Origin of the sequence: Paenibacillus sp. FSL K6-3182, assembly GCF_037976325.1 — a bacterium.
Taxonomy (GTDB): Bacteria; Bacillota; Bacilli; order Paenibacillales; family Paenibacillaceae; genus Pristimantibacillus.
On record NZ_CP150265.1, the window covers coordinates 5,777,999 to 5,797,007 of the forward strand.

General features: G+C 45.0%; 19 protein-coding genes. 4 read left to right on the forward strand and 15 right to left on the reverse strand.

Features of this window, described 5'->3' with window-relative positions; all coding sequences use genetic code 11:
- Positions 1-15: 15 nt before the first annotated feature.
- The 6 genes from MHH56_RS25440 to MHH56_RS25465 form a co-directional block, all read right to left on the reverse strand.
- The gene (locus MHH56_RS25440; RefSeq protein ID WP_339204444.1) at positions 16-906 is read right to left on the reverse strand and encodes a sugar ABC transporter permease; all 891 of its coding nucleotides are present in this window, start codon (positions 904-906) and stop codon (positions 16-18) included.
- A 125-nt stretch (positions 907-1,031) separates the two neighbouring features.
- On the reverse strand, positions 1,032-2,381 hold the full coding sequence (locus tag MHH56_RS25445) for a sugar ABC transporter substrate-binding protein (RefSeq protein ID WP_339204445.1): 1,350 nt from the start codon (positions 2,379-2,381) through the stop codon (positions 1,032-1,034).
- Between the two features lie 125 nt (positions 2,382-2,506).
- On the reverse strand, positions 2,507-2,713 hold the full coding sequence (locus MHH56_RS25450; RefSeq protein ID WP_339209733.1) for a helix-turn-helix transcriptional regulator: 207 nt from the start codon (positions 2,711-2,713) through the stop codon (positions 2,507-2,509).
- A gap of 5 nt (positions 2,714-2,718) precedes the next feature.
- Complete coding sequence (locus tag MHH56_RS25455; RefSeq protein WP_339204446.1) at positions 2,719-4,137, reverse strand: response regulator; 1,419 nt, start codon at positions 4,135-4,137, stop codon at positions 2,719-2,721.
- A complete protein-coding gene (locus MHH56_RS25460; protein WP_339204447.1) occupies positions 4,130-5,911 on the reverse strand; it encodes a sensor histidine kinase in 1,782 nt (593 codons plus the stop codon). Before MHH56_RS25460 ends, MHH56_RS25455 begins: the two co-directional genes overlap by 8 nt.
- Before the next feature lie 128 nt (positions 5,912-6,039).
- Positions 6,040-6,627, reverse strand: coding sequence for an NAD(P)H-dependent oxidoreductase (locus MHH56_RS25465; RefSeq protein WP_339204448.1), 588 nt, complete (start codon positions 6,625-6,627; stop codon positions 6,040-6,042).
- Between the two features lie 210 nt (positions 6,628-6,837).
- On the opposite strand from MHH56_RS25465, the gene MHH56_RS25470 reads away from it, so the two are divergent.
- The gene (locus MHH56_RS25470; protein ID WP_339204449.1) at positions 6,838-7,602 is read left to right on the forward strand and encodes a VCBS repeat-containing protein; all 765 of its coding nucleotides are present in this window, start codon (positions 6,838-6,840) and stop codon (positions 7,600-7,602) included.
- Positions 7,603-7,702: 100 nt separating this feature from the next.
- Complete coding sequence (locus tag MHH56_RS25475; protein ID WP_339204450.1) at positions 7,703-8,086, forward strand: collagen-like protein; 384 nt, start codon at positions 7,703-7,705, stop codon at positions 8,084-8,086.
- 70 nt (positions 8,087-8,156) lie between these two features.
- On the opposite strand, the gene MHH56_RS25480 is transcribed toward MHH56_RS25475, so the two are convergent.
- The 9 genes from MHH56_RS25480 to erpA all read right to left on the reverse strand — a co-directional run bounded on the left by MHH56_RS25480 (position 8,157) and on the right by erpA (position 16,516).
- Positions 8,157-10,100, reverse strand: coding sequence for an ABC transporter permease (locus tag MHH56_RS25480; RefSeq protein ID WP_339204451.1), 1,944 nt, complete (start codon positions 10,098-10,100; stop codon positions 8,157-8,159).
- A complete protein-coding gene (locus MHH56_RS25485; RefSeq protein ID WP_339204452.1) occupies positions 10,075-10,851 on the reverse strand; it encodes an ABC transporter ATP-binding protein in 777 nt (258 codons plus the stop codon). Before MHH56_RS25485 ends, MHH56_RS25480 begins: the two co-directional genes overlap by 26 nt.
- 124 nt (positions 10,852-10,975) lie before the next feature.
- Positions 10,976-12,073, reverse strand: a complete 1,098-nt coding sequence (locus MHH56_RS25490; protein ID WP_339204453.1) for a sensor histidine kinase — start codon at positions 12,071-12,073, stop codon at positions 10,976-10,978.
- Positions 12,070-12,810 carry a response regulator transcription factor gene (locus MHH56_RS25495; protein WP_339204454.1) on the reverse strand — a complete coding sequence of 247 codons (741 nt, stop codon included), beginning with the start codon at positions 12,808-12,810 and terminating at the stop codon, positions 12,070-12,072. The genes MHH56_RS25490 and MHH56_RS25495 overlap by 4 nt, the downstream gene beginning before the upstream one ends.
- Before the next feature lie 10 nt (positions 12,811-12,820).
- Positions 12,821-13,864 carry a PAS domain-containing sensor histidine kinase gene (locus tag MHH56_RS25500; RefSeq protein WP_339209734.1) on the reverse strand — a complete coding sequence of 348 codons (1,044 nt, stop codon included), beginning with the start codon at positions 13,862-13,864 and terminating at the stop codon, positions 12,821-12,823.
- A gap of 88 nt (positions 13,865-13,952) precedes the next feature.
- Entirely contained in the window at positions 13,953-14,609 is a 657-nt protein-coding gene (locus tag MHH56_RS25505; RefSeq protein ID WP_339204455.1) for a response regulator transcription factor, read from the reverse strand.
- Positions 14,610-14,728: 119 nt separating this feature from the next.
- Positions 14,729-15,160, reverse strand: a complete 432-nt coding sequence (locus MHH56_RS25510) for a GAF domain-containing protein (protein ID WP_076267530.1) — start codon at positions 15,158-15,160, stop codon at positions 14,729-14,731.
- Between the two features lie 479 nt (positions 15,161-15,639).
- On the reverse strand, positions 15,640-16,032 hold the full coding sequence (locus MHH56_RS25515) for a hypothetical protein (protein WP_339204457.1): 393 nt from the start codon (positions 16,030-16,032) through the stop codon (positions 15,640-15,642).
- Between the two features lie 121 nt (positions 16,033-16,153).
- Entirely contained in the window at positions 16,154-16,516 is a 363-nt protein-coding gene (gene erpA / locus MHH56_RS25520) for an iron-sulfur cluster insertion protein ErpA (RefSeq protein WP_339204459.1), read from the reverse strand.
- A gap of 250 nt (positions 16,517-16,766) precedes the next feature.
- On the opposite strand from erpA, the gene mqnE reads away from it, so the two are divergent.
- Both mqnE and MHH56_RS25530 read left to right on the forward strand, forming a co-directional pair.
- The gene (mqnE, locus tag MHH56_RS25525) at positions 16,767-17,870 is read left to right on the forward strand and encodes an aminofutalosine synthase MqnE (protein WP_076267527.1); all 1,104 of its coding nucleotides are present in this window, start codon (positions 16,767-16,769) and stop codon (positions 17,868-17,870) included.
- Between the two features lie 62 nt (positions 17,871-17,932).
- A complete protein-coding gene (locus tag MHH56_RS25530) occupies positions 17,933-19,000 on the forward strand; it encodes an FAD-dependent oxidoreductase (protein WP_339204460.1) in 1,068 nt (355 codons plus the stop codon).
- The last annotated feature ends 9 nt before the right edge of the window (positions 19,001-19,009 follow it).

Here is a 19,009-nt window from a genome sequence, read left to right on the forward strand (position 1 = left end):
GCTCACCCCTTACGGTTATAAATCACGTTGTTGACGGTTCGTATACTGAATTTGCAGCACGGCAAGTATGAGAGCGATGATGAGAATGGTCACTCCTGCAGCAGCGGACATCCCGCCATTAAACTCCTCAATCGCCTTCTTATACACATAGGTAGTCAGAAACTCTGTCGAGCGCCCCGGTCCGCCGCCAGTAAGCAGCGATACGATGTCGAACGTTTTGAGCGAGCCGACAATACCAAGAATGACGAGTGTAGACGTTGTGCCGCCAACGAGCGGAACCGTAATTTTGAACAGCGTCCTCCAGAAGCCGGAGCCGTCAATTTTTGCTGATTCATAGATTTCATCTGGAATGGCTAGAAGCGCTGAATAATAAAGCGTCATACTAAAGCCCATCCATTCAAAAATATTGACGATAATGATCGACATGAGCGCATATTTGGGATCGCCAAGCCAGGATACAGCTAGAAAATCTAGCCCCAAAGCGCGCAATCCTTCATTTAGACTGCCGAAGTTTGTATCCATAATGATACGGAATATAGCTGCAATAATGATCGGTGCCATAATGGTCGGTATGAAATAGACCGATCTGAAGATGGAATGGCCCCGCAGCTTCGCGCGAAGCAGTATCGCCAGCATTAACCCAAGCGCCGCTTGAATGCCCACTGTAAAAATAAAGAACACGAGATTATTCCGCAGTGCGATATGGTAGGACTTATCGTCAAACAGCTTGATATAGTTATCAAAGCCGATATATTTCATCTCCGAGTCAATGCCGTTCCATGAATGAAAGCTCGTATAAACCGTAAATCCTATGCAATAGTACAAAAATAAACCCGATACGATAAGAATTGGTAAAATATATAAATAAGCTCTCCATCCGGAAAGAACAGAACGATTGCCGTTCATGGTGTATCACCCCTTCATTTACCTATCTAATATCCGATTTTGAGTATAAGAAAGAGCATGAATACCAACACGCATATCCATGCTCTTTATCTGCTCTAAATCTTATTGCTTGCTAAAGTTCGAATCTACTTGCGGTCGATGCCGTCAGAAACCTTCTGGATATCTTTAAGCGAGGTTTCAATGCTTTTACCTGCTGCAACATCCTGCATCGCTACACCAATCGCATTCGTAAGCTCAGGGTAATCAAGCAGACGTTTGCCTACTGCATTTTCGATTGCATCTTTCACCGTTTTGATCGCTTCACGCTCGGATTCGAATTTAAATTGATCAAGCGATTGAATTTCAACGCCAATCTTAGCTGGTGATCCTTGAATGAAATCAGCCATAATTTGTTGGCCTTCGCCTTGTGTCATAAACTCAAGCAGCTTCCAAGCCGCTTCCTTGTTTTTGGAGTTCTTGTTGATTGAAAGTGCTGTATCTACGCTGGCAACCGCTTTGGATTCGTTTGGTCCGATTTGCGGAAGCAAGAAAATGCCCGTTTCATCGTTTTCAATCGCTGTTCCGTCTTTCTCTCCGCCTGGAAGGCTGAAGCCTGCATGCCAAGAACCAGTCAAGAACATCGCTGCTTTACCAGAATAGAAGTATTGGTCACGAGCATCTGGGTAAGTAGACAAGCCCAAAGCTCCGTCTTGCATTACTTTATCAGTGAATAGCTTGCTCCATGCTGTCATTGTGTCGACGAAAGCTTGATCGGTCCAAGCTACTTTGCCTTGCTCTGCTTCATAGATTTTGCCTGGCGCGTATTGATTGCTAAGCGCTACGAACATATCAACGTCATGCCAAATGTCCTTCGCTCCGAAAGCTACAGGCACGATGCCGTTGCCTTTCTCACGAATAGTCGCATTTACAGACAACCACTCTTCATACGTTGCCGGCACTTTTGTAATGCCCAATTTATCAAAAATCGTTTTGTTATAAAGAACAAATTCTTGGCCAGTCAAGTTAAGCGGCAGTGCAACCATTGTGCCGTCTTTTGCTCTTACTTGATCGATAGAAGCTTTAACGAACTTGTCCTGCCAGCCAGTACCCCAGTTCGTATCCGCAAGCGCTTCGATAGGCTCTAGCGTGTTGGCATATTGGTTCAGCATGCCTCCAACTTGCATACCAAGAAGATCCGGACCTTCGTTGGCAGCCATCGCTACTTGAAGCTTCTTCTGAAAGTCTGTTTGCTCGCCGCGCCAGTAATCTACTTTAATGTTCGGGTTAGCTGCTTCAAATGCCGCAATCGCTTTCTCCGCTTGTACATCCGTAGGAACCCAAGACCAGAAAGTAACCGTTTGCTGTTCCGTAGAAGTTGATCCACTATTCTTGCCGTTGTTTGTGTCTGTGTTTTTGCTGCCGCAAGCAGCAGCCGTCAATGTTAAACAAATGGATAATGCCAATACAAGCGCAAATCTAAAAGATAATTTTTTCATTGTTCCATCTCCCCTTAGATGTATGTTTGTCATCTTGCCTCTTCATCATAGAAAAGAAGAGCCCACACGTGGACTCCATTATTTTTACATTTACTCTATCTTTTTTACTTTTCACTCAAATAATCTTATTTTTGTTGTTTTTCATATTCGATTGGCGTGTTTCCAGTAGTTTTTTTGAATACCGTAAAGAAATAATTGTAATTGTTAAAGCCAACCTGCTTTACAACATCCTTTAAATCAACATCGCCTGACCTGATCAGCAGCTTAGCTTGTTCCACTCGCACATGGTTGACATAATCAGAGAAGCCTTGACCGCATTCCTCCTTGAACATCCGGCTCAAATAAGAGGAATTGACTCCAATGACATCTGCGGCCTCCTGCAAAGTGATTGGCTCTGAGAATTTTTTCCGAACCCACTCCATAGTGCGGCGGGTATTTTCAGAATAAAGATTGTCATGCACATACGGACGAAGCGCCTCGACAGCTTCTTATACACCCCAACAATCCATTCCTTCAGATCGGAGAGCGTATCAAATTTACCAATCGCCAGGTAAGGATTCTGGTCGCCTTCGAACAAATCCTGATCTGCAATGCCAGCTTCCTTCGCCTTGCGATTAACAAGATGAATGAGTTCTACCGCAACCATTTGAGCCGTTTTATGCGGTGCACGCGCTTCATTCATTCTAGTAAACAGCTCTTCGATTTTGATGACCAGATCCTTTTCATTGGATGCTGCGAGAAGCGACAGCAATGTTCGCTCCAGCTTCACATCTACGGAGAAGCTTGCTCCAGAGTCAGCCCCTGCCTTTCGCTGTATCCCCGGCCAAATGACGACATCGCCGCCCTCATAAAACCTCTCCTGCAGCGCTTTGTCCGTCTCATTGAAGTATTCATGCAGCACATTCACCTTGCTGCACATTTCACTTACGCTGAAGCTTAACATCAGGTTAAGCTGCCGTTTGGCGCTCAATCTGATTCGGGAGAGCGCTTCCGAAATAATCGTGTGCCAAATAAATTTGCTGTTCGTATCAAATGAAAATAAAATAGCAAACTTCCCATTTTCGATCGGCGTCATATAAGCGTTTCCTGTATCTGCAAGGATATTGTCGGTAATATCCATAAAAGTGCCCATAATATAGTCAAGCTCTTTGGCGTTAAATTTATCATGAAGCATGCCGCGGCTATCCCACTCTGCAACGACGACGGTGAGCATCCGCAGGTTCAGAGCTAAATCAAGCTTGTCCATCTGCAAGAGAAGCTCTTCTTCGCTATTGTATGTGTACTGAACAAGACTTCGAATGAACCCCCTGATCAGCGTTGTTTGATTCTGCTGAATTTGCCGCTGCAAATCCAGCGTCTTCGCCTGCTCCTCCTGCTCTATCGCAAACCGCTCCCGTGCGCTTGCAAGGGCAGCAGCCAATGTTTCTGCATCCAGCTCATGCTTCAAAATATAGTCGACAGCGCCCTTTTTCATACTGTTCTTCACATAATGAACATCGCTGTAGCTGCTGATCGCTATCACTTGAATATGCGGATAATGCTCCTCCATATAACTGATCAGCTCTAAACCATCCATTCCCGGCATACTCATGTCCGTAATGACGATTTCAGGCTTGCGTTCATCCAGAAGCTTGATCGCTGCATAGCCGCCGCTGGCTTCTCCGCATAAATTAAAGCTGCCCGCTTCCCAGTTCATGATGTTTTTCAGCTTGCTCAACATAGGCAGATCGTCATCGACCAGCAAAACATTAATCATGCTTGTTGTCTCCCTTCACTTCAATCGGAATACGCACAGTTACCGTCGTGAATAAACCGGGCACGCTCTCGATTTGCAGGCCATAGCCTATTCCATAATGGAGCTTCATTCTCTGCTGTACATTTACAAGCCCAATACCGCTAAATCTAGACCGATTTTTTTCAGTGACTTTATTAAAAATAGTTTCCAATCGCTCTTGCTCGATGCCTACTCCATTGTCTGACACCTGTATTACGATATGTCCATCATCCTCATATCCTTTAACCGTGAGCTGTCCTCTTCCCTTAAGCGGCTCTAAGCCATGAATGAGGGCATTCTCAACAATAGGCTGCAGCAAAAACTTCAACATACGCACCTGCAAAATCTCTTCCTCGATGTCGAATACAGCGACAAACTTATCGTAATAACGAAACTGCTGAATATTCAAATAATGCTCCAAATATTGCTGTTCCTCTTGAACGGTAACATACTCTCCGCCTTTGCCCATGCTGCTATGTAGGAGTGTAACGAGAGAGGTAACTAGCTGCTTAATATTGTCGGCTTTCTGTACATCTGCCAGCCATTTGATTTGATTTAGTGTATTGAATAAAAAATGAGGATTGATCTGCGCCTGAAGCGCTTTAAACTCAAGAATCCGTTTCTGCTCCTCCGTTTGCTTCACATCATCAAGCAGCAGCCGCAAGTTGGTAACCATCGCGTTAAAGCCATGGCTCAGCTCCTCCACTTCATCGCCTGATGATATTGCAATAGGATCAGATAAATTGCCCTCGCTGACCTTCTTCATGGCCTGCCTTAAACGGCCGATATTAATCGTAATTTGATTGGACAAAATCGTAGCAACAAAAAGGGCAACAATGAGGGTCACCATAGGAATAATCATAATCGTATTGGCTGCTTTTCTGCTCTCTGCGAGCAGCTCACCCTGCGGAATTAGCCCCACTGTCGTCCAATTTGTAAAATCGGAAGTATGATAAATAACAAGATGCTTCTCTCCGTTTATGTTCATGCTTAGCTTGCCCGAGCTGCCCTTCAGCTCAGGGAGCACATCTGCATAAGCTGTATCTGAAATCGGCTGATTAATATCCTTGTTGCGCGGCGAGTAGACAAAATTCCCTTTTTCATCAATCAGAAACAGCTGACTTTTATTAGGCAGAGGGGTATTGAAAATACGCTCAACAACCTCATAACTAAAATCAACCATGACGTAACCTGCCGCCTCCGAGCCGTCCATGATTGCCCTCGCAATAGAAACGACGTTTTGGTTCACATAGGAAGACACATAATTAAGTTTTTTATTGGAATGAGTCGTAATAAATATTTTATTCCCTCTTTGCTCGAGCAGCTGCTCGAACCAGCTCGACTCCATAAATTCATTGGTTGGAACCGTGGCCCCCTGCGAGTAGCTGCGGCCTCCCAAACTCGCTACTTGTATGCTCGATATGTAATATTTGTAGCCATATAAACTAGAAATGAAGTTATCAAGCTTACGATCCTTCTCGAGTCGATTAATTAAACTTTCAGAGGGATCAGGCAAAAGCACATCAATCACGTTGGGCCGGTTAAGAGAAATAATCGTACTAATATAATCGATGTCCTTGAGAGTAAGCTCGAAGCTTTTATTTGCATCCAAAATGGTACGGGACATAAAGCTCTCAGCCGAATCGCGCTGGCTATCATAATATTTGTTGTACCACAACACGCTAACTATCGTCAGCGAAACAATGATTACTACAGAGAAGCTTGTGAATATCTTGGTGCGAATGCCGATTCTCATTCCAAATCTCCAATTCTATACATTTAGGCTTTTGGACTATATGATACTCCTCAACCTCGGACAGGACAAGCATGCTTTAAAAAAAGGAAAAGCTGATCGCATCGTTGCGACCAGCTTTTCTTGGCTTTCTATTCGAACAAGCTGACTGCCTTGCCCCGCACTTCTTCGAGCATCTTCTTTCGGGCTGCATCATCAATTTGCGGCACGCTGCCAAAAAATATATGGCCAACTGACTTGATGCCGCAAAATTCATAAATACCCGTATCCGAAGTTTTTTTCAGCCCATCGTACATGCCAGTCCGGCTGTAAATCTCCGAAGGCGTTCCATGTGTATTAATAATAAGCCCCTTCTTGCCCGCAAGCAGCTTGCTGATCGTTCCATCCTCACCATACGCATAAGCGAAACCATACGAGAATACTCGATCAATGTATCCTTTAATAAGTGCGGGCAGCCCCGTCCACCAAATAGGATATACCATCGTAAAAGCATCCGCCCATTTCACATGCTCTTGCTCCGTTTTAATATCCAAAGGTGTGTTGCCTTCGTGCAGCGCCTCAAAATCGCTGGCTTTGAGCACAGGGTCAAATCGCATCGCGTACAAATCTCGGACGACGACCTCATGGCCTTGCTCCTTTAATGATTCAATAAAAGCATCCACAATGGCGTTATTAAAGCTGTCTGGATTAGGATGACAATAGACGATTAAGTGCTTCATAAAAAGGCTGCACCTCCGTAAGTATATAGACATCAGTCCGCATTAGTGTTGCCTAATCATCTTGCAATATGTAATGCCTAAATGCTCTCTTTTCAAATGAAAGCTTGCTTTGGTTTGTTTGCCCGCTTCTAGGCATTCGCACAGTCCAATCGCAAGGGATTGGCATAGGTATAGACAGAAACCATGTATTTTAGGCTTGGAGGAATAGTTATGCACTCGTCTTTCCATACACATAGGTACCAGCCAGATCGGTTAGCAACAGACGAATATTTGCTCGACATGAAACAAGGAGATGTAACTGGTGACGGTATACCTGATCAGATTTATTTAATTGGTCATAAACCGGATGGACCATCCGGTATATTCGCAGATCATATTACGCTAGTCATTCAAGATGGGTATTCACAGCAGCGAACAGTCGTTCCTTTACAAAATAATGCCGGTTATAACGCTGTCCTGCTGCTGGGCGACTTTGATAAAAATCAAATACCTGACATTTTGATCAGTATCGATTCCGGAGGAAGCGGCGGTTACGGCATTTTCTACATTTACTCCTTCGCTCACCATGCGCTTCACAAGCTGTTTGATTCAGACAGCTACAATCAACAATACAAATTTCGAGTCCAGTATGAAGATATGTACAAAGTATCGGTATCAAGTGCTCAGCTTGATTTGCTGTTTATAATTGATATAAGCAGCAAAGGGGCCGCTTATTTAGCCACTTATTACAACGAAAACGGAACGCTGAAGCAACCTCTGCAAGGTGAAGTGCTGGCTATCGCAGCATTAAACCCAATTATTACAGCCGAAAACCGTGCATCCTTTGATCTGCAGGCTCTTCAGCGCATCATTGGACCTACAAACGCTGATACGCTCGGTTATGTAGAGAATCTGCTGACATGGAATGGAAACAGGTTTGATTCCTCTAGATTAAACGTCGCTATAATCGGTAGTCCGCTCCAATCACATTTTTAACTTTTTTCAGATTGAATCGCTGACAATGATCGTTCGCCCAATCGTTGCTAGGTATTTCTGCATAACATGCATTAGCCCAATTGATAAGGAGTGATTTTGCATGGCATTTATGCCTCCAATAGGCCCTCAGGGGCCAATGGGACCGATGGGGCCTTTCGGACCATTTGGACCGCAAGGTCCGCAAGGTCCACAAGGACCGATGGGACCAGGACAACAAGGTCAACCAGGTATGTCGGGTCCGACCGCTCCGCCTCCACAATTCACGCCGCCGCAGCCAGCTGTTTCGTCATTTGCAATTGATCCAGGAGCTATTTCCGGCTGTTTGTTCCGCAACACTTACGTATGGATGGAGAATGGTCATGGTTTCTGGTTTTTCCCTGTATTTGTTGGACGTACATCTGTCTCCGGTTTCCGTTGGTTCGGAAGATCATGGGGTTACACCGGTATAGATTTACGGAGAATCAGCTCTTTCACTTGCTTCTAAATGTTCATATGAACATAAAAAAAACGACTTCTCCTCATTTTCTGAGGAAAAAGCCGTTTTTTTAATTTTATTATGCGTTTGCCCCGCGAAGCATGCTCTTCATGTAGCTGCTGCATGCGGTTATGAAGTACAACGTCTGCATCACGATATAAATGCCTATAACGACGAAAGAGTAAATCCAGTTAGATGATTCCATAATGTTGTCGAGTGCTTTCATCGCGAACAAGGCGTGACAAATGCCAACAATGACGGGAACAAAGAAGACGATGCCGACCTGCGTTACAACAATTTTGCGAATCTCGCCCTTCGTCATGCCGATGCGGACTAAAGCTTTAAACTGGGCTTGGTCTTCTTGCAGCTCGGTGAATAGCTTGAAATAAATCATGCTTCCCGATGCAATGAAGAATAGCAAACTAATGAACATACCGATGAATAAAGTCAAAGAAACCGTTTGATTCATTTCTTGCAGCGTTTTTACACGGCTAAAATCGGTTTGGGATTGAAATTGTTCTGGCACAAGCTTACTAAGCCTCTCAACCGTAGCTGCTGTTTTCTCCCAATTGCTTAATTCATAGCCATACATCACATAAAGCTCATCTTCTGGCACACTCGATAGCAGCTTCATGTAAGAAAAATCGTCCATAACGAAAGTAAAATAGTTGCTTTCGAGATAATTCATAACATGAGCTTCTACCGAGCCGCTAATGTCGAATGCCGCTTCCTTGCCATTAATGCTGCCTTTTACAATACCTGCTTGTTCTCTTTCTTTTGATAAAAAGGACTTTATAAGCGTTAGCTTGCCATTCTCAGGCTGAATGCTCGGCTGACCCGTCAATGCTGCAAGCTTGTTATAGTCTGTAGCTGAAATTACCAAAGCATCATAATCATAATCACGGGCCTCTTCATCTCCCCATTTAACCGAAAAGCGATTCAACAGTACGCCAGCTGCCTTTGCTTCACGCACAATTTTGTAGCCGTCCTCTTTGACTACTTGTCTAAGCTTACCTGGGTCAATAACCTCATGTGTATTCAAGCCTTTTTCACTATAAGCTAATGAGAAAGGAGAGTATTCTATCATATTTTTTTTGGCACCGATGTTCATCACATATACCGTCCCAAGGGCAGTCATAACGATCGCGCTAAGAATAGATACAATAAATAAAATACGCGCATTATCCTTAATCTTATAGCCAAGCTGTGCGAACACGATCATATTGGTCCGTTTATAATAGATCGATGATCTTTTTTGAATATAGCGGAGCAGCAAAATGCTCAGCTGAGTAAAGAGAAAGTACGTCCCGATAACGACAGTAATTAGTATTGGCAAGGCTAAAAGCATGAAATTCCCGTCGTTCATAACCAAAGCCATGCTATATGCAGCCGATAAGCAAACGACAGAAATAGCAACCAGCCAAGGCGAGAATACGAGCTGTCCTTTTGGCTTGCGAGCCGCTTTCAGCAAATCAATAATTTCGGTTCGTCCAATGCGAAGTGCTGTCCAAATGGAGATCAGCATGAACAGAACAAAAAATCCGCCTGCCGTTAAGCCAATGGCTTTGATTGGAGCCGCAAAAGATATCGCTTCCTGCAAATTAAGAAGCACCGTTAGAGCCATAAAAAATAGCTTGCTGAACAGCATGCCAAGACCGATGCCTACAGCAATGGCCAGCGCAGCGATGGCTGCATTCTCGTAAATAACAAGCTTTCGAAGCTGAACTTTTGTCATCCCGAATAAAGAGAACAAACCAAATTCCTGCTGCCTCGTTTTGAGAAATGCTGAATTAGAATAGAGCACAAACAAAAACGAGAATATGACGATAATATATTCACAAAACACCATGCCTGTACGAATTTTTGATGCCGCCATAATGTGGCCGCTCGTTACTTCTGGATGGTATAGAAACGCTGCATAAATATAAAAGATCATAACGGAAAAGACACTGCTCAGGAAAAATGCGCTGTACGATCGCCAGTTGCCCCGAATGTTACTAAGCGCGAGCGAACGGAACGTCATCGAAATTACCTCCCAGCACGCTGAGCGCATCTAGTATTTGTTGGAAAAACGCTTGCCTGTTCGAGCCGCGGCGAATTTCCGAGAAAAACTTGCCGTCCTTGATGAATACGATGCGCTGGCAGTAGCTCGCAGAGAATGGATCATGCGTTACCATCAATACGGTCGCCTTAAAACGCTCATTCATGTCCTTCAGGGAATCCATAACATCCTTAGCTGATTTGGAATCGAGATTGCCCGTCAACTCATCTGCAAGCACGAGCGAAGGCTGATGAATAATAGCACGGGCGATTGCTGCGCGCTGCTTCTGGCCGCCAGACACCTCATACGTCCGCTTATTCAAGATTTGTTTGATTTGCAGCAATTCAGCGAGCGAATCCAGTTTTTGTTCAATTAGCTTCGGTGCCATGCCCTCCATTACGAGCGGCAAAATGATGTTTTCTTTGATCGATAATGTGTCTAGCAAGTTAAAATCCTGAAAGACGAAACCGAGCTCGCGGCGGCGAAATAAGGCCAGCTTCTTATCCGTTAGCTTACTTGGGTTTACGCCGTTGATTTCAATTAAACCAGAGGTTGGTCGATCGATCGTGGACAATAAATTCAGCAGAGTTGTTTTTCCGCTGCCCGACGGCCCCATTACCCCTACGAATTCTCCCGCTTCCACTTGCAGCTCTATATCCTCAAGCGCTTTGTAAGCGACGTTGCCTTTACTGCTGTATATTTTGCCAAGCCCTTCTGCTTTTAGTACGCTCATTGCTTTGTTCCTCCCCAGATCTATCTGTAATGTGCTTCATTACCGTTAGTATAGACGAGGGGAAGAGGTTAAACCCATCGATTTCCCTTTCATTCACACCCTGCCAACCTTACAAATTTGTCACCTAACCTGAGCTTCCGTTACCTCCGCTGCCCATAATATGAATGCCGCGCGGTTTGAATGAGACACTGACCGTCGTACTTTCTCCGAGAACCGAGGAAACAGTCATCTCATGACCTAACCGATTACATACCTGCTTAGCCAAATAAAGCCCCATTCCAGTTGACTCGCCCGCCGTTCGTCCATTCTCACCTGTGAAGAAAGGATCAAAGATGCGTGGAAGATCATGCGGCGCAATACCAATGCCTTCATCGATCACCTGCAGCCTGCCTCCTCCGCCACTGAACGCTTCCAATTGAAAGAGCAGTTTTTTGCCGCCTTCTTTGCTTTTACTATATTTGATTGCGTTGCTAATGAACTGATTGAGCACGAAGTTCATCCATTTCTCATCCGTTTCCACGAATGCTTCCCCCTCGACACGAGGAAAAATGGAGTAACGGATGCAAAGCTTCTTATGGGCGTTGATGACCGAGCGCACAAGTTCATGAAGCGCTACCTGCTTGACATGCAGGTCGATTTCAAACTTATCCAGTCGAGCTGTATACAGCATCATCTCAAGCCCCCGCGTCATCCGATCGGATTCCTCCTGCATACTTAGCGCCAGCTGCTGCTGTTCCTGCTGCGAGGACGAGTTCTGCTGCAAAACCTCCTGAGCGAGCAAATCGATGACAGATACGGGCGTCTTCATATGATGCACCCATTGCAGCACAAAATGATTATGTATTTCCTGCTGCCTTCGATATTTGCCAAGCTCGTTCAAATAAGCCCTGCTCTGCTCCTCCAGCATTTTAGCGACAAGCTTCTGCTCTTGTGTCACAGTAGCTTGTACGATTGTTGAAGCTTGCAGTTCTTCTGACCGTGCAATCGCCTCTAACATTTGCTTAAAGTACGTGCGCTGCCGCAAATAATCGACGACCAGCCACGTCCCTAGCAAAAATAAAGCAATAACAATAAAATAATAAATCGTACCCAGCTCGACTAACCCTGGGTAGCGCTCACGCTCAAGGAGAAGCAAGCTGACGGCGAGTAAAATAATTAAACAAACCATAAATATAAATAACAGACGATCACGTAAAAATAACGCCAGCGATAAGCCTCTCATCGTGACGTTTCTCCTACTGCATTTTCTATTACGAGCTTATAGCCCTGTCCCCGCACCGTTTCAATCGCTTTAGGAAGCCCAAGCTCCTCCAGCTTTTTCCGAAGTCTGGTCACATTGACCGTAAGCGTATTATCATCGACGAATTGCACATCGTCCCAAAGCGCTTCAAGCAGCTGCTCGCGCGAAACAACCATGCCATGCCGCTTCATCAAGCATTCAGCCAGCAGCTGCTCGTTTTTTGTCAGCTCAATGCGGCAGTCTCTCCACTCAAGCTCATTACGGTTCAAGTAAAGACGGAGGTCGCCAGCTGACAGCTCCCCTGCTTGCGAGGCAACGCCCGTTTCTGTTGCTGCAGACCCGGATGCCGCATATTCCCCGTAAGCTCGCCTTAGCACACTCTTCACCTTCGCCATTAATAAATCCAAATGGATAGGCTTTGTAATATAATCATCGCCGCCGTTCTCTATAGCCATAACTTGATCCATCTCGCCAGCACGCGCAGAAATAAAAATAATAGGGAGGCTTGAACGTGTTCGAATTTGTCTGCACCAATAATAACCATCATAGTAAGGCAAATTAATATCGAGCAAAATGACATGCGGATCAAAAGCCTCCAGCTCCGGCATAATTTCTCGAAACTGCGTAACAACGGCTGCCTCAAATCCGTATTTATCCATATTTTTTTTGAGGATTGAAGCAATTTTATCGTCGTCCTCTATGATGAAAATTCGATACATGAAATTCCTCCTATAAGTTTACGCCTTTTCCTTCCAAATTCTTATCTTTAGGAACAATAAGCTTCACCTTTGCTCCTTTGCCAGGCTCCGAAACAATATCTAAATAACCGCCGATGCTGCGAGCTCTCTCCTCCATGCTGAACAAGCCTACACCGTGGCCGATGCGATCAGGACTGAAACCGAGCCCTTGATCTGTTACGCTGACGACGACTTCTTCCTCCAGCTCCTCAACCACCACTTCAGCTTCGCCTACATCGGCATACTTCGCGATATTCGTTAATGCTTCTTGAATGACACGATAAATAGCTGTTTCTTTCATAATGCCCAGCCTGCTCTTTAAATTGCATGTGAGCGTCAATCGAATGCCAAAATGCTGTGAATAATTGTCCACATAAGTTCTAATTGCCGGAACGACACCTAAATCATCGAGAACCGATGGCCTCAGCTCCCAAGCCAAACCACGAATATCCTCCATCACGCCAGATACATCGCTGCGAAGCGCGCCCAGCTCAGAAATGTCATCATGATCGCCGATGATGCGGTCAAGCTGAATAAGCAGCGAAAAGAGACTTTGGCCAATCCCGTCATGCAGCTCTCTCGATATTCGTTTTCGCTCTTCCTCTTGAATTTCAATTACCTTAACCATCATTTCCTTCAGCTCTTGCTCAGCCCGCTTCCGCTGCGTCACTTCACTGCGAATGGCTAAATATTGATAAGGGTTGCCCGCTTCATCAACGAAGGGAACAATCGTCGTGTTAACCCAGTAGTAGCTGCCATCCTTGGCACGATTTTTTATTTCGCCACGCCATACTTCGCCTCTTGAAATAACCTCCCACAGCGTGCGGAAGAAATCGCGCCCATGAAATCCGGAGTTGATAATCCGATGATCCTTGCCTATCAACTCTTCACGGCTGTACTTAGAAATTTCACAAAATTTATCGTTTACATATTCAATGCGCCCTTTATGATCCGTTACCGCAACGATTGACGATTCATCCAGCGCAAACTTCACATCTGCAAGCTGCTTAAGTGATTGATTAACTTGCGTAAGCATCGACTTATCGTCAATCTCATCCTCCAGAACGGATAGAAGATAATCGACGTCTGACCCAATCATTCGCCGAAAGTTGTTACCGCCATGCTTAATCAAAATGCAGCAGCCCCTTCTCTAGCGCAAACTTAATGAGCTCCGGCCTTGTTCTAAGCCCGAGCTTATCCATGACATGGCTTTTGTGAGTCTCGACTGTCTTTACGCTGATAATTAAACTTTCCGCTATTTCCTTATTTGAATACCCTTTGGCGATCCAGCCCAAAATCTCCTTTTCACGCTCAGATAGCGTGTTGTAAGGGCTGTTGTCCTCCCCGCCTTGCTTCAGCTTGATGAGATATTCACTCATCAACCGCTTGGTAGCCGTAGGATAAAGATACGCATTTCCTTGCGCTACCGACTGGATAGCTGATATGAGCTCATCATGAGGCGCATTTTTCAAAATATAGCCTGAAGCTCCGATATGAATCGCACGGAACAAATATTCGTCATCGTCATGCATCGTCAAAATAAGAACCGCCGTCTCAGGCAGCAGCTTCTTCAGCTCCGTCGTTGCTGTCATCCCGTCTTTGCCATGCGGCATACTTAGATCCATCAATACGACATCCGGCACTAATTGCTGTGCCATCTGAATGGCTTCGTCCCCTTCCGAAGCTTCCCCTACTACTTCGATATCATGCTTGCCGTGAAGCAGCATCGCTAGACCCGATCTGACCATGGCATGATCATCACAAATAAGCAGCTTAATCATCTTATTCTCCCCTCACTGGAATGATACCTCAGTCGATATGAGTCTATCATTTCTTTTATCTATACTAGTATAGCTTACATTAGGCAGTGAATTGTATTTACAGTCAAAAAAAGCCATCATCAAACGAGCATTGATGAGAGCTCTACTGTAATATGTGAAGCCTTCTCGAGCTCTTCGGCGACATAGGTCTTCTCCGAGCGTCTACCGATAAGCAGAACGCCGCAGATGCCTTTAGGCGTTTGAATGGGTACGCTTGCAGCAATGCGCAGCTGCTCCGTCAGCAGAATCGGCTCTCCTAACTTGAACCGCACCGTATCGGTCATAGCCGAGCTTGTGCTTGCGGTTCTGCCGGAGCGTATCGCAGTACCGGACAAACCCGCAGACGACTTCTGCTCAACAAGCGGTGTGCGCTCACTTATACTGCCTGATGCCTTGGACCAGCGCAGTTTACGTTTGCCCGTATCGATCAAGCCGAGTATAGCGAAATCGCTGCCTGTCTCCCTCTTCAATCGCTCGATGTATGCAGCGATTTCCGCTTCTATCGTCTTCATCCTCATTCCTCCTTCAGGAAATACAAGCAATCTCTAACCTTATTATAAAGCTAAGCAAATGCTTTGTATGTCAGGGAATTCCCTGAATTAATGCCATCCAAACCATCATTACCTTAAGTGCACAGTGATTTCGGCATAGAAAAAAGGAGCCCTTTTACAGGCTCCTTCTTCGACGGTGTTTGATCGTACGAGTCTTCACATCTAACACTTCACATTGTTAAGATTACTTGGGCACCGCTTGTACACATTCCGTTTTAATGGATTGCGCTTAGCGTGTGTGTTCAGAGATGCTCTGCGACACAACCCCTCGCTTTCATAAAAGCTTAGTGATTAAATAAGTTCCTCCTGCAGCCCTAGCACCAAAAGGTCCAACGGAACCACACCTCTCTTCACACCGTCAAATATAATATGCACATCATTTTACTGCCTTATACCTGTTTTGAAAAATTTTTTGATGTCTGCATTCAATCCCATTATTATTAGAAGTTCTCCTGCAATTGAACAACAATAAGGCTGGATGACTCTTTCTCTGCATCATGTTGAGCGCTCTTCTGCTCCGCTTCATTTTTATTCAGCAAATAGAACATTTCACCTGCAAAAAATACGATCGTAAAACCAATCACTAACATTAGCTTAATCGTCGTCGCTTTATTTCTTTTCATCATTTCATTTTTTTCGGTTTTCATGGTTGTCCATGTTCTCTTGTCCTTTATTGCCGTGCTCGCCAGGTGACCGCAAGCACATTGGATCGGTGAATGGAACGCATAGCCTTCTGAGGAAATCGTATAGTTGTCTGTTTGAACTGTATGCTTTCTATTGCATGATGTGCAGCCTACCTCAATAAACTGTCTATAATCACGAATAAATTTCATGCGCTGTTATCCCCCAAGATGATCGATTTATAGACTCAAAGCCAAACCGACAACAAAAAAAACTTCCGGAATGCATATGAATTTCATACGCATTTCGGAAGATAACATTCACCGCTCGTTATTAGCACTCGCCTGCTGCAGCTGGTTTTCCTGCATCCTTCGCTGTGCGGAACGATGAACCGCAGCCGCAAGTTGCACTTGCATTCGGGTTCTCGATCGTAAAGCCGCCGCCCATTGCCGATTCCTTAAAATCGATAACAAGACCAGTTAAGTATTTGACGCTTTCTCCATCTACAACCACTTTAAGGCCTTCCATATCTAAAGCCTTATCGCCTTCATGCTCTTCATCGTCAAAGCCCATGCCGTAAGAGAAACCACTGCAGCCGCCTTCTTTTACGCCAATGCGCAAAAACATTTCAGGGCCGCCCTCTTCAGCAAGCATTTCTTTTATTTTGTCAGATGCTGTATCACTGATTGTGATCATGCTACATCCCTCCGTTTATCCATCATTCGTTTTAATTGCTGATTACTTTTCACTTACTTATTTGTAGTATACTCCAGTTTGTTCAGTTGCTCAATAGAAGCATGCCCATAAATGAAATTTACAATTTGTGTAAATGCCAATACTTTTCTTATTGCCCCTGCTACGTATGAGGTTTATAATAGTTACAGCTTCTTTAATCGGAAAAGAAAGTTATTTTTTTCACAAACTACTTAAATCAGGAGGCTTAGCCATGAACGTTATAATACCGACAGAGGATACTAAGATGCAGCACATTATTGAAAAAGTGCGTCATGGGCAGCGTTTAACGCTTGAAGATGGTGTTTTCTTATATCAATCAGACGATCTGCTTACAATTGGACAGCTCGCAAATGAAGTTGCCCTGCGTAAAAATGGCAAGAAGGTTTATTTTATTGAAAACATGAGTCTTTACTTTACGAACGTATGTGAAGCCCATTGTGCATTTTGCAACTTCCGCAAGGATGAAGGCGAGGAAGGCTCCTACACGCTTAGCGGCGAGCAAATGATTGAATATGTAGAACAGCATTTCCACCCTGGCGTTCGGGAATTTCATATCGTAGGCGGTCATAATCCGAATGTTCCTTTCCAATATTATGTAGATTCTTTGAAAGCATTAAATGAGCGTTATCCCGACGTAACTCTTAAGGCTTATACTGCAGCGGAGATCGACTTTTTCTCCCGAATCAGCGGCTTGACTTACCGCGAGGTGCTTGAGGAGCTCATGAAAGCCGGCTTGAAGTCGCTAACAGGCGGAGGCGCAGAAATATTATCAGATCATTACCGCAAAAAAATGCGTGTAGACAAAGCCGATGTTACCCAATATTTGCAGGTTCACCGGACTGCCCATGAACTAGGCCTGCGCACGCACACAACCATGCTATATGGTTCAATTGAAACGAAAGAAGACCGCATCCGCCACATGATGCATATTCGTGATCTTCAAGACGAAACAAACGGCTTCCAAGTATTTATTCCGCTTTCCATGCAGCCGATTAATCCAAGAGCTGGCATTCGCAGACGTAATTCAGCATTCGAGGATCTTAAGACGATTGCAATTAGCCGTTTGATGCTTGACAACTTCCAGCATATTAAAGCTTACTTTATTAACATTGGTGTACAGCTTACTCAAGTCGCATTAACGATGGGAGCATCGGATGCGCATGGCACGATTGTGAAGGAAAAAATCAGCCATGCTGCAGGTGCCCTAACTCCTGAAGGCATAACGCGCGAAGATCTCATTTGGCTCATTAAAGGCGCAGGACGAATTCCGGTAGAACGTGATACTTTTTACAATGAAATTAAAGTTTACGAGTGAGTAATCTACAACACGAACGCACAAAATAGACCATCATCTAGAAACGTGGAGTTGGAAATCATATGAGAAAACTTATTATTTTGGGCGGAGGTTATGGCGGTCTTGCCATAGCTAACGAGCTCTTAGAAAAACAGTTGCCGATTGATGTTTCCATCGTACTGATTGACCGAATGCCTTTTCAAGGATTAAAAACGGAATATTACGCGCTTGCTGCAGGAACCGTTTCAGACCTGGAGCTTCGCGTAAAGTTTCCGGTTGATCCAAGAATTTCACTCGCTTACGGCGAGGTCACCGATGTGGATATGGAGCTGAAGCTTGTTCATATCGAAGGTCAAGAATCAATGGAATATGAATGGCTTGTGATCGGCCTTGGATGTACGGATAAATATCATGGGATTGAAGGCGCTGAGCAGTATTCTACGAGCATTCAGACCTTCTCATCCGCTAGACAAACCTACGCTCAGCTCAATGACGTTAAACCCTATGGCCAAGTGTCCATTGTAGGCGGCGGGCTAAGCGGTGTCGAGGTTGCAGCGGAACTGCGCGAGAGTCGTCCTGATCTTAACATTCGCATTTTGGATCGCGGGCCTAAGGTGCTCTCGGCTTTCCCGAGCAAGCTGCAATCCTTTGTAGCGGAATGGTTCGGAGAGCATCATGTTGAAATGCGCGGCCATGTCGGACTTACAAAAGTCGAAGGCGGCATTTTGCATGATGGCAATTCTTCAACGCCTATTTATACAGACGTAACGGTATGGACAGCAGGCATCCAGCCTGTACCGCTTGTGCAGCGAATGGAATTGCCGAAGGATAATCAAGGCAGACTTATCATTAATGAATACCATCAATTGCCGGATCATACCGATGTATTTATCGTTGGTGACTGCGCGGCACTGCCGCTGTCGCCAAGCGGTCAAGCCGCAGGTGCCCAAGGCAAGCAAATTGCCGAGGTCCTGCAGGCTATCTGGCATGATAAGACACCTCGTCTTGGCAAAATCAAGCTAAAAGGCGTTCTCGGTTCACTTGGCAAAAAAAGCGGCTTCGGCTTGATGGGCGGAACCGCGATTATGGGCCGTGTGCCGCGCCTTGTTAAGAGTGGAGTGCTTTGGAGATCTAAACGTCACCTTGGCTAGTACATGGTA

Bases quoted from the DNA above. Each gene is read 5' to 3' on its own strand.
- MHH56_RS25440 (WP_339204444.1), bottom strand. From the start codon at position 906: ATGAACGGCAATCGTTCTGTTCTTTCCGGATGGAGAGCTTATTTATAT.
- MHH56_RS25445 (WP_339204445.1), bottom strand. From the start codon at position 2,381: ATGAAAAAATTATCTTTTAGATTTGCGCTTGTATTGGCATTATCCATT.
- MHH56_RS25450 (WP_339209733.1), bottom strand. From the start codon at position 2,713: ATGTTCAAGGAGGAATGCGGTCAAGGCTTCTCTGATTATGTCAACCAT.
- MHH56_RS25455 (WP_339204446.1), bottom strand. From the start codon at position 4,137: ATGATTAATGTTTTGCTGGTCGATGACGATCTGCCTATGTTGAGCAAG.
- MHH56_RS25460 (WP_339204447.1), bottom strand. From the start codon at position 5,911: ATGAGAATCGGCATTCGCACCAAGATATTCACAAGCTTCTCTGTAGTA.
- MHH56_RS25465 (WP_339204448.1), bottom strand. From the start codon at position 6,627: ATGAAGCACTTAATCGTCTATTGTCATCCTAATCCAGACAGCTTTAAT.
- MHH56_RS25470 (WP_339204449.1), top strand. From the start codon at position 6,838: ATGCACTCGTCTTTCCATACACATAGGTACCAGCCAGATCGGTTAGCA.
- MHH56_RS25475 (WP_339204450.1), top strand. From the start codon at position 7,703: ATGGCATTTATGCCTCCAATAGGCCCTCAGGGGCCAATGGGACCGATG.
- MHH56_RS25480 (WP_339204451.1), bottom strand. From the start codon at position 10,100: ATGACGTTCCGTTCGCTCGCGCTTAGTAACATTCGGGGCAACTGGCGA.
- MHH56_RS25485 (WP_339204452.1), bottom strand. From the start codon at position 10,851: ATGAGCGTACTAAAAGCAGAAGGGCTTGGCAAAATATACAGCAGTAAA.
- MHH56_RS25490 (WP_339204453.1), bottom strand. From the start codon at position 12,073: ATGAGAGGCTTATCGCTGGCGTTATTTTTACGTGATCGTCTGTTATTT.
- MHH56_RS25495 (WP_339204454.1), bottom strand. From the start codon at position 12,810: ATGTATCGAATTTTCATCATAGAGGACGACGATAAAATTGCTTCAATC.
- MHH56_RS25500 (WP_339209734.1), bottom strand. From the start codon at position 13,864: ATGCTTACGCAAGTTAATCAATCACTTAAGCAGCTTGCAGATGTGAAG.
- MHH56_RS25505 (WP_339204455.1), bottom strand. From the start codon at position 14,609: ATGATTAAGCTGCTTATTTGTGATGATCATGCCATGGTCAGATCGGGT.
- MHH56_RS25510 (WP_076267530.1), bottom strand. From the start codon at position 15,160: ATGAAGACGATAGAAGCGGAAATCGCTGCATACATCGAGCGATTGAAG.
- MHH56_RS25515 (WP_339204457.1), bottom strand. From the start codon at position 16,032: ATGAAATTTATTCGTGATTATAGACAGTTTATTGAGGTAGGCTGCACA.
- erpA (WP_339204459.1), bottom strand. From the start codon at position 16,516: ATGATCACAATCAGTGATACAGCATCTGACAAAATAAAAGAAATGCTT.
- mqnE (WP_076267527.1), top strand. From the start codon at position 16,767: ATGAACGTTATAATACCGACAGAGGATACTAAGATGCAGCACATTATT.
- MHH56_RS25530 (WP_339204460.1), top strand. From the start codon at position 17,933: ATGAGAAAACTTATTATTTTGGGCGGAGGTTATGGCGGTCTTGCCATA.